Here is a 13,040-nt window from a genome sequence, read left to right as displayed (position 1 = left end):
TCAAGCAGACGTCTCCGGGTTGTTGGCTTCGTAGTCCAGGCGCATCTGGTAGCGCAGCTGGTCCGGGCGGTATTGGATTTCCAGCAGATCCTGCAACTGCTGGTTGGCATCGTAGGAACGGCGGTCAAGCGTCATCACCGCCTGGCCGGTCGACATCTGCAGGTGCATGGCCGACAGCGCGCCCACCCGCTTGGCGGACACGGTCTGCTGCACCTTGACCACTTCGATGCCGCAGCGGCGGAACAGGTCGATGCGCGAGCCATAGGCCAGGTTTTCGGCGTTGAAATCCGGATGCACGGTGCGGGTCCAGCTGCCGTAGTAGCCGAAAGGATGACCATGGCGGCTGCGCACGCGCACGCAGCGCACCAGTGGCTCATCGGCCGCGCTGCCAAACAGTTCGCGGATGGGCTCGGGCGGCACGATGCGTTCCCAGCCGAGCAGCCGCACTTGGGTGTTGCCTGCCAGCGTGTCCAGCGTGTGTAGCAGCTCGCCGAGCGGCGTCTTCAGCGGCATGGGGATGGTCGAGGTGCGGACCTTGCCGCCGACCACGCGGGTGCCACGGCCGCGCTGGCGTACCAGCAGGCCATCATCGGCCAGCAGCTGCAGGGCCTGGCGCACCGTCACCCGCGAGATGCGCAGGCGCCGGGCCAGCTCTTCCTCGCGTGGCAACTGCTCGCCATCGCCGATCTCGCCGCGCTCGATCAGCCCGCGCAGGAAGCACTGCAGCTGGTGATAGAGCGGCGCGTGCACGTCGCGGCGGAGGACGCCCTCCAGGGATTGGGTGGTGAACGGGTCCACGGCAGCAGGCCTGGCAGCTCAGAATAATCTTAATGATATATCTATATAACTATATTTGACCGATGCCGCAATCCGCGGTTCGGGCTACATCCGGCGGCCGGACTGTGCCATTCTTTGTCCGGACATTGTTGTAGTGGCATGCGTTCCCCGTTCACCCCTCCCGTAACAGGTGTGCCGATGAAACGTTTCTACCCGTGGCTGATCTGCATCGTGGCCATGCTGATGCTGGCGATCTCCAATGGCATGACCATGACCGGGATAACCGCCTTCGACCCGTCACTGCTGGATGAATTCGGCTGGAGCCGTGGCCAGCTCAAGTTCCGCGACATGTTCAACCTGCTGCTGGCGGCACTGATGTCGCCCTTTGTCGGCGCGCTGATCGACCGCATCGGCGTGCGCAGCCTGGCCTTGTTCGGCAGCCTGCTGCTGGCGGTGCTGTATGCGGCCTACTCGCAGGTGCATTCCATCGCCCACGTCTATCTGATCCATGTTGGTTTCGCCGCGGTGGTGGTCAGCAGCGGCCTGAGCGTGGCGGTGATCATGGTCTCGCAGTGGTTCCAGACCCGCCGTGGCACCGCGCTGGGCATCGCCCTGGTCGGCAGCAGCCTGGGCGGCATGCTGGTACCCAAGATCATCATCGCGCTGTTGCCCGAACACGGTTGGCGCGGCAGCTTCCTGCTGATGGCGGTGATACCGGTAGCGCTGTTCGTGCTGTGCCTGGCGCTGGTGCGCTCGCCCGATGGCAAGGGGCTGCGCCGCTGGGGCGAGGGCCAGACCAGCAGCGCCGGCGCGCCCGGTTGCAGCAGCAGCCTGCCCGACCTCAGTTATGGTCAGGCCCTGCGCACCCGCACCTTCTGGGCATTGGCGGTAGTGGCGGTGACCACGTTCTGGGGAATCATGTCGCTGTCCTCGCACCTGATCCTCAACATGAAGGACCTGGGTTTCAGTGGTGAGCAGGCGGGCAACGGCATGTTCCTGCTGTTTGGGTTGGGCATGGTCGGCAAGTTCCTGTTCGGCTTCCTGGCCGACGTGACCACGGCCAAGAAGGTGTTCGTCTGCAACGTGGCCTTGATGGCGGTGGGCGCGGTGATCATCGCCCTGCAGCACCGCGACCTGCTGTGGACCGGCTTGATCGTGATGGGGCTGGGCTGGGGCGGTCTGTACGCGATCCTGCAGCTGCAGATCGTCGAGGCATTCGGGCTCAGCGCCGCCGGCAAGATCCTCGGCACCATCTCCTTGATGGATGCCACCTCGGCCGGCCTGGGGATCTGGCTGACCGCGGTGATGTTCGATCACTTCGGCAACTACCACGTTGCGTTTACGGTGATTGCGGTGCTGGTGGCGATCGGTCTGCTGGCCTCGTTCTTCGTACGCGATGAGCGGCGCCTGGCACATGCGGCGGCGGCAGGCGAGGGCGAAGGTACGCAGGTGCCTGGGCAGGATTCTTCGGTGGTGCGCGGGCTGGTTTGAGTGAATGGTAGCTGCAGCGCCGCGCTTGTTGTAGGAGCGGCGTAAGCCGCGAAGCTGACATTGCTGAAGTCATTGGCAGTTGTGCCATCTGATGATGCGCTTGCTTCGCGGCTGACGCCGCTCCCACAAAGAAAAAAAGCAAGTGTCAGCGCAGGCGCGGACCGCGAGTTTCCTGTAGGAGCGGCGTCAGCCGCGAAGCCGACATTGTTGAAGTCGCGGACAGTTGTGCAATCTGATGATGTGCGGGCTTCGCGGCTTACGCCGCTCCTACGACGGCCATGGCATCGTGAGGGGCTGCACAACAACAAAGGCCCGCTTACGCGGGCCTTTGCTGTTCACAGCATGCAGCACAACTCAGAACGGCTTGAGCTTGCCCAATACCATGATGGCCAGGATGATCATCCAGATGCACAGCACCGGGATCTTCACCCGTGCCACCAGTTGCTTGAGTGATTGCTGGTCGGCATCGCTGGCGGTACCGGTGACCACCTTGCCGAACAGCGGGCCGAATGGACGCAGCTGGATGCGTACCAGCAGGCCCATGCTGATGATGCCGGCGAACAGGATCAGCTTGGCGCCCAGCCAGCGGCTCTGTGCGATGAAGCCGCCATCGCTCAAGGCATCAATGCCGGCCGCGACACAGCCCACCAGCACCAGCAGGCGCAGATAGAAATCGACGCGGGCGATGTGCAGTCCTGCTGCGGAGTGTTCCTTGATGAAGGCTGCCCAGGCCAAACCCAACCAGGCCAGGGTGCCCAGCCATACCAGCCACAGCCAACCTTCGAGCGGCAGCAGGCCGGCCTTGCTGGCGATGGTGAGGCCGGTGCCCAGCGCCATGATCAGACAGGTACGCGGAATCATGTCCAGCAGCATCATCGCCTTGGCCGAAAACAGGCGCACCGGCAACGGTTGCGCCGGATCGGCGATCTTGCCGGCGATGTAGAACACGCCTAGGTCACCGCCCAGCCAGTAGCCGCCGATCAACAGGTGCAACAACAACAGCAATTGGTAATCCATCGTGTTCTCCAAAAGACATCGCTCCCGGTTGGGAGCGATGGGTGCAGCAAACGGCTCGGGCTTACCAGAAGCGGTACTTGAACTCGACGCCGTAGGTGCGCGGCACGTTCGGGTAGATCACGCCGATGCCCAGGCCGGCGATATCGAAGCCACCGGTGGAGGAGAACTCGTTGCTCAGGTTCTTGCCCCAGGCCGCCACCGACCAGTTGGCATCACGCGGCTCGTAGGAGATGCGCGCGTTGTACTCGGTATTGGCGCGGGTCATGATCAGCCGAGAGGTGTCCTGGTTCTGGTAGTACTCATCGGTGTGGCGGGCCTGCGCGCTGAACACCAGGTCGGCATCGCCGACCGGCTGCACGTAGGTGCCGGCCAGGGTCCACTGCATGTCCGGCGAGCTCTTCATCGAACGGCCGTTGAAGTAGGCGGCGTTGACCGCCGCATAGTCCTTGTACTCGCCGTCGATGGTGCCGATGCTGGCATCCACGCGCAGCTTGCTGGTCAGCTGCGCCTGCGCTTCAACTTCGAAACCCTGGATCAGCGCACCGGTGGCGTTGGTCATCACGAACACGCCATCTGAGTTCACCGCGGTGAGCTGGATGCCGTCGTAGTCCAGACGGTAGTAGTCCGCATTCAAGCGCAGCCGGTTGTCCCACAGCGTCGACTTCACGCCGACCTCGTACGCTCGCAGCGTTTCCGCATCCACCGGAGTGACGGTGGCATAGGTGGTGCCACGGCCGTTGAAGCCACCGCTCTTGAAGCCGGTGGTGACGCTGGCATAGCCCATCACGTTGTCGCTGAAGTCATAGGACAGCAGCACTTTCCAGTCCGGGCGGTTCCAGCTCTTTTCAAGCGCCTTACTGTAGTTCGGGTCGCCGTTGGCCTTCACCGAGCGTACCGAGAAGTCCTTGTTTTCGTAGCTGTAGCGGCCGCCCAGGGTCAGGGTCAGCTTGTCGGTGAACTTGTAGTTGCCCTGCGCGTAGGCCGCGTAGGCTGACGTATCCTGCTCGACGAAGTTGGTGCCGCCGCGGGTGAAGATGTCATTGCGGGTTGGCTGGTTGTTGTGTTCCCAGAAGGCGAACACGCCAGCCACCCAGCTGAAGGGGCCATCCAGCTGCGAGGTGAACTGCGCTTCGTAGCCCTTCTGGTTCTGCTTCTGGTCCTGCTCCAGGTGGTAACGCATCTGGTTGGTGCCATCCACGTCCATGTAGAAGTGGTGGTCCAGCGTGCGGTAGTGCAGGATGCTGCGCCAGGAGAACGCGCCGAAGTCGGTTTCGTTGGTCAAGGCCACGCCGAACTGGTCGAGGTCGTTGATGCCGCGCGTATCGGTCTCGGTCTTGTAATAGCTGCCCAGCTTGGGCGTTACGGTGTCGGTTGCCTTGTCCAGCGCTACCGGCGTGCCCCAGGCCGGGGTGGAGCGTTCGCGCAGACGGTCGATGCTCAGCGTGGCATAGGACGACTCGCCCCAAGTGCTGGCAAACGACAGCCGCCCGGCCAGCACCTTCTGGTCGTTGACCCAACGGTCGTTGGTGATGTCATGCATGATGCCGTCGCGGTTGCGGCTCAATACTGCTGCCGACACGTCCAGGGTTTCACCGATGCGGGTGGCGAACATCGCGCGGCCATCCAGGCGGCCGAGGTTGCCAATGCTGCCATCGAAGCTGAGTTTGTCCTCGCCGGTCGGCTTCTTGGAGATGTAGCGGATGGCGCCGCCGGTGGCATTGCGGCCATACAGCGTGCCTTGCGGGCCGCGCAACACTTCGATGCGGTCCACGTCGTAGAGGTCGAGCATGGCGCCGTTCTGGCGGGCGATATAGACATCGTCGATGTACAGCGCCACGGCCGGGTCATTGGTGAACATCGACTCGTCGGCACCGACGCCGCGCATGATGATCTTGGCGCCAGAGCTGGTGCCGGTGTTCTGCTCGATGATGATGTTGGGGGTGGTGAACTTGATGTCATCCACGCGCTTGATCTGCATGCGGTCCAATGCCGGGCCGCTGATCACGCTCATGCTGAGCGGTGTTTTCTGGATCTGTTCTTCGCGTCGCTGGGCGGTCACGCTGACCTGGTCCAGCTGCACGGCTTCTTTTTCGGACGACTGGGCGTAGGCATCGCCGCTGCCGATGGCCGTCATGATCGCAACAGTCAAAGCACTCCGGTACAGAACATCTTTCATGACTCGCCTCGTAGCGTGATGAAGGAAAAGCTCGTTCGGGTGGGGGCAAGCATCGCTATATAGATATATCAATGCTTCCTAATGAGTATTCCGCCATTTGTCCGGACAATCAACCGGACTATTGCAGGTTTTTTACGCCTGCTCCACGCACCTGAAATCAGGCGTATCTAGCTGAAATTGATCGTTTTATAGAAAGTGAATGGGGAAGTTTCTTTGTTCTATAGGTTTGGTTGATAAGTCATTTGCGGGATTTTGCTGCGGTTGCAGCACATTTACTTGATGGGCGAATCCCTGCGTTGCATCAAACGCGGACTTAATTGAATTATTGATATAACAATAGTGATTATCGCCACCGTGGACACACCCATGTCGAACGCAGCAAGCAGCCATCGCCAGTTCATCCGTATTGGTGATCGCACCGTGCATTACCGCTACGCAGGGCAGGGCCCGGTGCTGATGCTGCTGCATCAATCGCCACAGAATTCGCGCATGTGGTTGCAGATGATCGAACGCTTCGCGGACCGCTATACGGTGATCGCACCGGACACACCGGGCTTTGGTCATTCCGATGCATTGGCAGACGCCGCGCCGGGCGTCGACCGTTTTGCCGAGGCCACGCTGGAGCTTGCCGATGCACTCGGCATCGAGCGCTTCGCCTTGTTCGGCATGCATACCGGCGGCCTGATCGGCATGCACCTGGCCTGGATTGCACCGCAGCGTCTGCACTGCCTGATCATCGATGGCTATGCCTTGTTCAACGATGCCGAACGCGCGCGCTATACCGACCGCTACCTGCCGCCGTTCGTGCCGAGCTGGGACGGCGGGCACCTGCGTTGGCTGTGGTCGCGCATGCGCGAGCAGCTGTACTTCTTCCCGTGGTGCGATCCTTCGGCGGAGTGCGCGATCGCGCTGCAACCCTATGACGCGCAGGGTACGCATGATGCAGCGATGGACATCCTCGATGTCGGCGACAATTACCGCAGTGGCTACGGCGCCGCGTTCCGCTATACCGAACGGCAGCGCGTGGGTGAGCTGCGTTGCCCGAGCTGGCTGATCTATCGCCACGACGATGTACTGCTGAGCCATCGGCAGCGCCTGCCAGCCTTGCCGGACAACGTGATCAGTGTGGAAGAGCCCGATGGCGTGGAAGGGCTGCATCGGCGCATGGATGCCATCCTGCAGCAGGCCACGTCGGCGCCAACAACACCGGTGGCGCTGGCCGCGCGCGAGCTGCCCGGTTGGTCACGGCGCATCGTCGATACGCCGGTAGGTGAAGTCGCAGCGTGGTTGCAACGCGGCAGCGACGAAGCCGTGCTGCATATCCACGCGCCGGGCCAGGCACCGTTGCCGGTAGGCAGCTTGCCGATGGACCCACGCAGCCAGATCGCCATCGAACTTCCCGGCCATGCCGGTTCGGCGGAAATCAGCGCGCCGCTCAACGCAGACACCATGCAGGCGGCCTTGCGTGCGGTGATTGATCAGCTGGCAGCAGGGCAGGCCATCGCCGTGCATGCACATGAAGCGGCGGTGGCTTATGTTCCGGCGCTCGCAGACTGGCTGGGCACCCGTCTTACCGAAGTGGTGCTGCACAAGCCCTGGCTGCTGCAGCCCGACGAATGCGAAACGCTGCTGGCACGCCTGCCGGATCCGCGCATCCACGCCGCCGGTGGGCATATGGCCGAAGCCTGGCAGTGGGAGCGCGAGCGTCATCTGCTATGGCCGTGGCTGCAGCCCAGCGCAGCTGCGCGTCGCATGGTGACCGCGCCGGATACCGCGCAGGTACACGCCAATGTGGTCGAGCTGCTGCGCATCGGCGCGCAGTTGCCGGAACTGTTCAAGGGCGACGCGCTGGCTGGCTGCGATCAACAACTGCTCGCACTGCAGGTACCGGTGACGCTGCATGCCCAGCCACAGGACGATTATCAGGGGCGTACCGCGGCCTTGGCGGCAAAGCTGGCAGCACGTTGATCAAACACAAGGCAGCCGCCTTGCAGCGGCTGCCTTGTGTTGGCATCACGCCGGCTGCAACAGCTCCAGCTGTTCGCCATCGGGGCCGAGCAGTGTGGCGATGCGGCAGTGGCCGAAGCCGGGCACGTCGAGTTCGGCACGTGCAATCAACTGCGCGCCCAGCTGCTGCAACTGGGCGACATCGGCGTCCAATGCATCGCTGAGCATGGTGGCCGAGAGAATGCCGATATTCGGCGGCACGGCGAGATCCCGCAGCGGCGCATCCGGCAGATGCTCCATGTCCAGGTAGGCAAACATTTCCACGCGCCCCGGCACGATATGCCCATCCTTGATCAGGTTGACGTTGTGGATGCGCACCGACCGGTCGGTGCCCAGCAGGGTCTGCAGTTCGGGGAAGTCGAGTACACGGTCGAACAACACCTCGAAGCCCAGCGCCTTGTAGAAGGCCACCGAGCGCGCCACGTCACGTGTGGCCAGGGCAATCGTCTGCACCACGCTGACATCGGTATTGAGCGGGCCGCGCAGGTCGCCGCCGCGTTCATAGGAAAACACGTCCAGACGGATGCCATCGGGATCGTCGTTGATCGAATCGCGCACCGCGACTTCCTCGCTGACTTCCCAATAGCTGGGCTCGTGCGCACTGCTGCCGCCGGCTGTCTTGATCGCCTGCATGGTCGCCAAGGCATCACGGCAACGGAAGTTGAGTGCGTAGTAGCCGCTGCCGTTGTACAGATTGTCGGCATTCCACAGCCGTTGGCCGGGCGCATCGAAGGCCACCAGGCGGATCCGACCGAGGCCGGAATCATCCGGGGCGATGACCGCGTATTCGCCTTGCAGCGCAGGATCGAAACGCCATAGCGGCGCGAGCTCGGCAGACAGTGCGCCGCGTGCCTGCACGCGGTAGCCAAGTGCATTTTCATAGAAGGCGCAGGCTCGCTGCAGATCGCTTACGCCAAGGGTGACAGCCTTCACTTCGGACAACATGCCGGACTCCTGTTACAGGAACGTGGAAAGGTCATACCTGTTCCGATCCTGCAATATGTCCGGACAAATTGTCCAGTGCACCTCAACTGTAGTGCCGAGCCATGCTCGGCAGAGGCGTTACCAGGGAAGGCCTCATGCCGAGCATGGCTCGGCACTACAGGGGTAATGCCCATGCCGAGCATGGCTCGGCACTACATGATCTAACTGCCTTCAGTCGTGGCCGCCGGCGTCCACATCCAGCGTCATCTGGTAGGTGAACTGATCCGGGCGGTACTGCACGCTCAGCAGGTCGACCATGTTGCCGTCACCGTCATAGGAGCGGCGCTCCAGCGCCAGCAGAGCAGTGCCGGGTTCTACTTTCAGGTGCAGGGCGGCAATCGCGTCGGCGTTGACCGCCGACAGCACCTGCTCCACCTGCTTGATCTGGATACCGGCGGCCTGGAACAGCTTCAGCCGTGAGCTGTTGGCCAGCTTGGCTTCGTTGAAGTCGGGGTGATCGGTATTGGTCCAGCTGTTGTAGTAGCCGAACGGGGTATCGCCGCGCAGGCGCAGGCGGATGGCATGCACCAGCACATCGCGCGGGCCGGTATCGAACAGGGACCGGATCGGCTCCGGTGGCACCGCACGGCGGTACTGCAGCAGCTGCACCTTGGTGTGCTCGGCCAGCACCTCCAGGCTCTCCAGCAGCCCGGTCAGCGGGCTGTGCATGGGCTTGGGTCGGGAGCGGTGGATGACGTGGGTGCCCTTGCCGCGGCGACGCTCCACCAGGCCTTCGGCGGCCAGTTCGTCCAGCGCCCGCTTGGCGGTGATGCGCGACACGCCAAAGCCGTCGGCCAGGTCGAACTCGGTAGGGATACGGGCGCCGCGCGGGATCTCGCCATTGAGGATGCGGTCGCGCAGCAGGCTGAACATCTGGTGGTAAAGCGGCGTCGGCAAGTCGTTACGCAGCAGCTTGTGTGCGTTGGCACTCAATAGTGTGGCCAGTGTGTCTTGGGACATCTCGCTTCACCCTCCTTTGGCTTAATGCTATAACGATAGAACAAATAGGATAGGCCATGGTCACTGAAGAAACCGTGATTTGCTGGAGCCGTGACGGCGCGCTCGCCCGCATCGACATCCAACGACCCGACAAGCGCAACGCCCTGGCCACCCGCCACTGGGCAGCGATCGAAACCGCACTGGATGCCATTGCCGCCAGTGATGCCCAGATCGTGGTGGTGTCGGGCGTGCCGGGGGCGTTCAGTGCCGGCGCCGATATCGACGAACTCGGTCAGCTGCTCACCGCTCCGGAGGCCTTTGCCGCCAACAACGCCCAGGTGCAACGCACCCAGCTCAAACTGCAACGCCTGCCGCAGACCACGCTGGCCGTCATCGACGGAGCCTGCGTGGGCGGCGGCCTTGGCCTGGCCCTGGCCTGCGACCTGCGGCTGGCCAGCAGCCGCAGCCGCTTCGCTATCACCCCAGCCAAGCTCGGTTTAGTTTACAGCGCCGATGACAGTCGCCGGTTGCTCAACACGGTTGGCATGGCCCGTGCCCGCGAAATGCTGCTCACCGGCCGTCTGCTCGACGCCGCCACCGCGCTGGACTGGGGGCTGGTCAACCAGCTGGCCGGCGAGGAGGGCATCGAGGCGCTGCAACAGGCACAGGTACAGCAGTTGCTGGCCACCTCCGGCCAGGCCCGCCGCGCCATCAAGACCGTGCTCGGTCATCTGGGCGGCGATGCCAGCATCTCCCTGGCGCAGGCCGATGCGGCCTTCAACGCCGCCTTCAGCAGCAGCGACTTTGTCGAAGGCGCCGCCGCCTTCCTGCAAAAGCGCGCGCCGCGCTTCAGCTGAGAGCCTCATGTCCGCCTATCTGATCATCGAAGCGCATATCACCGACCCGCAGGGCTTTGCCGCCTATGCCTGCGCCACCCCGGAAGTCGCTGCCCGCTACGGCGGCCAGTACCTGGTGATGGGCGGCGCGCAGCAGAGCCTGGAAGGCGAGCATGCGCCGGCCCGCACCGTGATCTCGCACTGGCCGGACCGTGCTGCTGCGCTGGCGTTCTGGCACAGCGCCGAATACGCCGCGATCAAGCCGCTGCGGGCCGGTACCGGTACGTTCCGCGTGCTGCTGGCCGACGGTGCGCAGATCCAGATCCTCCCCGACACCGCAACCGAAGGTAAGGTTCCATGATCGATGCTTATCGTGCGTTGGCGCTGCAGACCACGTGTCGCGCCATCAACAGCTGCACCACGCCGGAAGACGCGGCTGCCGCCGTGGCCGACAATATCGAACGTGTCGGCCGGCAGATCCGCGCCTCCAAGGCCTTCATCGGCGCCGACCTGAAGCTGGTGGTGCTGCCGGAATACTTCGCCACCAGTTATCCGCTGGGCGACACCATTCCGGGCTGGGCGGCCAAGGGCTGCTTCGCGATGGATGGCGCCGAGTACGAACAGCTCGGCCGCATCGCCCAGGACAACGGCGTTTACCTGTGCTCCAACGCCTACGAGCGTGACCCGAACTTCCCCGGGCTGTACTTCCAGTCCTCGGTGATCCTGGATGACAGCGGCAACCAGATCCTGCGCTACCGCCGGCTGATCTCCCTGTATGCGCCAAGCCCGCACGATGTCTGGGACAAGTACCTCGATGTCTATGGCGTGGACGGCGTATTCCCGGTGGCGCGCACACCGATCGGGCGCTTGTCGTGCATCGCCTCCGAAGAAATCCTGTATCCGGAAATCGCGCGCGCGATGGGCCTGCGTGGCGCCGAGGTATTCCTGCATTCCACCAGCGAAGTTGGCAGCCCGGAACTGACCCCGAAGGACATCGCCAAGCGCGCCCGCGCGCTGGAGAACATGGCGTATGTGGTCTCGGCCAATACGGCCGGCATCAGCGGTGTCGATATTCCCCTGGGCAGTGCCGATGGCATGAGCAAGATCGTCGACGACCAAGGCCGCGTGCTGTCGGCAGCCGGCACCGGTGAATCGATGGCGGCCTATGCCGATCTGGATATCGCCGGCCTGCGCCGTCGCCGCCTGCGCCCGGGCATGGGTAATTTCCTGTCGCGTTTGCCGCAGGCCGCGATCACTGCCGGCCTCGGCAGCACTGCCTTGAAACCCAATGCGCTGCTGGACGGCGACACGCTGAAGATTCCGCAGCGGGCTGATTTCGCCGCCCGCCAGAAAGCCACCCTTGATGCACTGCTGAGCGCCGGAGTTATAGGCAATGACTGAAGCCACCACGCTGCCATTGCGCAACCCGCGCACCGGCCAATCCGACGGCGAGCTGCCGATCACCGCAGCTGCCGACGTCGCCGCGCTGGGCGCCGGCCTTCGCGTGGCACAGCTGGCCTGGGCCGAACGCAGCATCGAGGAGCGCTGTGCGCGCTTGAATGCCCTGGCCGATGCCTTGGTTGCACGCCGCGACGGATTTCTTGATGCCTTGCTGGCCGATACCGGCCGCTGGCACGAGTCGCAGATCGAAGTGGATGGCACGGTGGGCGCGATCCGCCGCTGGGCGCAGCAGGCAGCCGCCTGCCTGCTTGAAAAGCCCGCGCAACAGGAAGCCATCCCCTTCATCCAGAGCCAGCAGACCTGGGTGCCTTACGCCGTGGTCGGGGTGATCAGCCCATGGAATTTTCCGTTGATGCTGACCTTGATCGATGCAGTGCCGGCACTGGCTGCCGGTTGCAGCATCCTGGCCAAGCCCAGCGAAGTCACCTCGCGCTTCGTGCCCTTGCTGCGCGATGCGCTGGAAGAGGCGGGGCTGGGCGAGGTATTCAAGCTGGTCACTGGCGCCGGCGCTACCGGCCAGGCGGTGATCGAGGCCAGTGACCAGATCTGCTTCACTGGTTCGGTCGCCACTGGCCGCAAGGTTGGCGAAGCCTGCGCGCGCCGCTTCATTCCGGCCTCGCTGGAACTGGGCGGCAAGGACCCGGCGCTGGTGTTGTCCGATGCCAATATCGACCATGCTGCGCGAGCATTGGCGTGGGGCAGCTTCGTCAATGGCGGCCAGAGCTGCATGTCGATCGAGCGCGTCTATGTGGAAGCGCCGGTGGCTGATGCCTTCATCGCTGCATTGGTGAAAGAAGCCGCCGCACTGGAACTGGCCTGGCCGGACCCGAAGCAGGGCCAGATCGGCCCGGTGATCGCTGCATCGCAGGTGGAGCTGGTGCGCGGGCAGTTGGCCGATGCCAAGGCCAAGGGTGCGCGTGCGCTGACCGGTGGCGAGCTGATCGACCATGGGGGCATCTGGTGCCCGCCGACGGTGCTGGTGGATGTCACCGATGAGATGGCGGTGGTCGCCGATGAAAGCTTTGCCAGCGTCTTGCCGGTGATGGTGGTGGCCGATGAGGCCGAGGCCATTGCCCGCGCCAACAATACCGAGTTCGGCCTGTCGGCCGCGGTGTTCACGCAGAGCCCGGAGCGCGCGCAGCGTGTTGCGCGTCAGCTGCAGGCCGGTGGCATCTCGATCAACGATGCCTGTTTGACCGGCATGGTGCAGACCGCTGAAAAGCAGAGCTTCAAGTTGTCCGGCATGGGTGGCTCGCGCATGGGCACCGCCTCGATCCGGCGCTTTGTTCGCGCCCGTGTCTTGCTGATCAATACCGGCAGTGCATCGCCATGGTGGTTCCCGGCAGCGTGAC

Annotated in this window: 11 protein-coding genes; 6 read left to right on the top strand and 5 right to left on the bottom strand. The window is 63.7% G+C overall.

Annotated elements, in window-relative coordinates; genetic code table 11:
• The gene (locus BCV67_RS08865) at window positions 1-798 is read right to left on the bottom strand and encodes a GntR family transcriptional regulator (protein WP_062171086.1); all 798 of its coding nucleotides are present in this window, start codon (window positions 796-798) and stop codon (window positions 1-3) included.
• Window positions 799-975: 177 nt separating this feature from the next.
• Between BCV67_RS08865 and BCV67_RS08860 the strand changes: the two genes are divergently transcribed.
• The gene (locus tag BCV67_RS08860) at window positions 976-2,268 is read left to right on the top strand and encodes an MFS transporter (RefSeq protein WP_062171088.1); all 1,293 of its coding nucleotides are present in this window, start codon (window positions 976-978) and stop codon (window positions 2,266-2,268) included.
• A 354-nt stretch (window positions 2,269-2,622) separates the two neighbouring features.
• Here BCV67_RS08860 and BCV67_RS08855 read toward each other — a convergent pair whose 3' ends face one another.
• Both BCV67_RS08855 and BCV67_RS08850 read right to left on the bottom strand, forming a co-directional pair.
• On the bottom strand, window positions 2,623-3,285 hold the full coding sequence (locus tag BCV67_RS08855) for a hypothetical protein (RefSeq protein ID WP_062171090.1): 663 nt from the start codon (window positions 3,283-3,285) through the stop codon (window positions 2,623-2,625).
• Between the two features lie 61 nt (window positions 3,286-3,346).
• The gene (locus BCV67_RS08850; RefSeq protein ID WP_082746668.1) at window positions 3,347-5,461 is read right to left on the bottom strand and encodes a TonB-dependent receptor; all 2,115 of its coding nucleotides are present in this window, start codon (window positions 5,459-5,461) and stop codon (window positions 3,347-3,349) included.
• 366 nt (window positions 5,462-5,827) lie between these two features.
• On the opposite strand from BCV67_RS08850, the gene BCV67_RS08845 reads away from it, so the two are divergent.
• Window positions 5,828-7,429, top strand: coding sequence for an alpha/beta fold hydrolase (locus BCV67_RS08845; RefSeq protein WP_156455924.1), 1,602 nt, complete (start codon window positions 5,828-5,830; stop codon window positions 7,427-7,429).
• A 45-nt stretch (window positions 7,430-7,474) separates the two neighbouring features.
• Here BCV67_RS08845 and BCV67_RS08840 read toward each other — a convergent pair whose 3' ends face one another.
• Window positions 7,475-8,413 (bottom strand): VOC family protein, encoded by a 939-nt coding sequence (locus BCV67_RS08840; protein WP_062171097.1) that lies wholly within the window; start codon window positions 8,411-8,413, stop codon window positions 7,475-7,477.
• Window positions 8,414-8,623: 210 nt separating this feature from the next.
• Window positions 8,624-9,412, bottom strand: a complete 789-nt coding sequence (locus BCV67_RS08835) for a GntR family transcriptional regulator (protein ID WP_065868093.1) — start codon at window positions 9,410-9,412, stop codon at window positions 8,624-8,626.
• 56 nt (window positions 9,413-9,468) lie between these two features.
• Here BCV67_RS08835 and BCV67_RS08830 point away from each other — a divergent pair, with 56 nt between their 5' ends.
• The 4 genes from BCV67_RS08830 to BCV67_RS08815 are packed head-to-tail and all read left to right on the top strand — an operon-like array spanning window position 9,469 to window position 13,039.
• Window positions 9,469-10,248, top strand: a complete 780-nt coding sequence (locus tag BCV67_RS08830) for an enoyl-CoA hydratase/isomerase family protein (RefSeq protein ID WP_062171101.1) — start codon at window positions 9,469-9,471, stop codon at window positions 10,246-10,248.
• Between the two features lie 7 nt (window positions 10,249-10,255).
• The gene (locus tag BCV67_RS08825; protein ID WP_057629164.1) at window positions 10,256-10,588 is read left to right on the top strand and encodes a DUF1330 domain-containing protein; all 333 of its coding nucleotides are present in this window, start codon (window positions 10,256-10,258) and stop codon (window positions 10,586-10,588) included.
• A complete protein-coding gene (locus tag BCV67_RS08820; protein WP_062171103.1) occupies window positions 10,585-11,628 on the top strand; it encodes a nitrilase-related carbon-nitrogen hydrolase in 1,044 nt (347 codons plus the stop codon). Before BCV67_RS08825 ends, BCV67_RS08820 begins: the two co-directional genes overlap by 4 nt.
• The gene (locus BCV67_RS08815; RefSeq protein WP_062171105.1) at window positions 11,621-13,039 is read left to right on the top strand and encodes an aldehyde dehydrogenase family protein; all 1,419 of its coding nucleotides are present in this window, start codon (window positions 11,621-11,623) and stop codon (window positions 13,037-13,039) included. The genes BCV67_RS08820 and BCV67_RS08815 overlap by 8 nt, the downstream gene beginning before the upstream one ends.
• The last annotated feature ends 1 nt before the right edge of the window (window position 13,040 follow it).

Origin of the sequence: Stenotrophomonas nitritireducens, from assembly GCF_001700965.1 — a bacterium.
GTDB classification, from domain to species: Bacteria; Pseudomonadota; Gammaproteobacteria; order Xanthomonadales; family Xanthomonadaceae; genus Stenotrophomonas; species Stenotrophomonas nitritireducens_A.
The sequence above is the reverse complement of the archived record's forward strand: the minus strand, read 5'-3'. Positions and strand labels throughout refer to the sequence as shown.

Coding starts and splice junctions, on each gene's coding strand:
- BCV67_RS08860 (WP_062171088.1), top strand. CDS start 976: ATGAAACGTTTCTACCCGTGGCTGATCTGCATCGTGGCCATGCTGATG.
- BCV67_RS08840 (WP_062171097.1), bottom strand. CDS start 8,413: ATGTTGTCCGAAGTGAAGGCTGTCACCCTTGGCGTAAGCGATCTGCAG.
- BCV67_RS08850 (WP_082746668.1), bottom strand. CDS start 5,461: ATGAAAGATGTTCTGTACCGGAGTGCTTTGACTGTTGCGATCATGACG.
- BCV67_RS08830 (WP_062171101.1), top strand. CDS start 9,469: ATGGTCACTGAAGAAACCGTGATTTGCTGGAGCCGTGACGGCGCGCTC.
- BCV67_RS08835 (WP_065868093.1), bottom strand. CDS start 9,412: ATGTCCCAAGACACACTGGCCACACTATTGAGTGCCAACGCACACAAG.
- BCV67_RS08855 (WP_062171090.1), bottom strand. CDS start 3,285: ATGGATTACCAATTGCTGTTGTTGTTGCACCTGTTGATCGGCGGCTAC.
- BCV67_RS08820 (WP_062171103.1), top strand. CDS start 10,585: ATGATCGATGCTTATCGTGCGTTGGCGCTGCAGACCACGTGTCGCGCC.
- BCV67_RS08815 (WP_062171105.1), top strand. CDS start 11,621: ATGACTGAAGCCACCACGCTGCCATTGCGCAACCCGCGCACCGGCCAA.
- BCV67_RS08845 (WP_156455924.1), top strand. CDS start 5,828: ATGTCGAACGCAGCAAGCAGCCATCGCCAGTTCATCCGTATTGGTGAT.
- BCV67_RS08825 (WP_057629164.1), top strand. CDS start 10,256: ATGTCCGCCTATCTGATCATCGAAGCGCATATCACCGACCCGCAGGGC.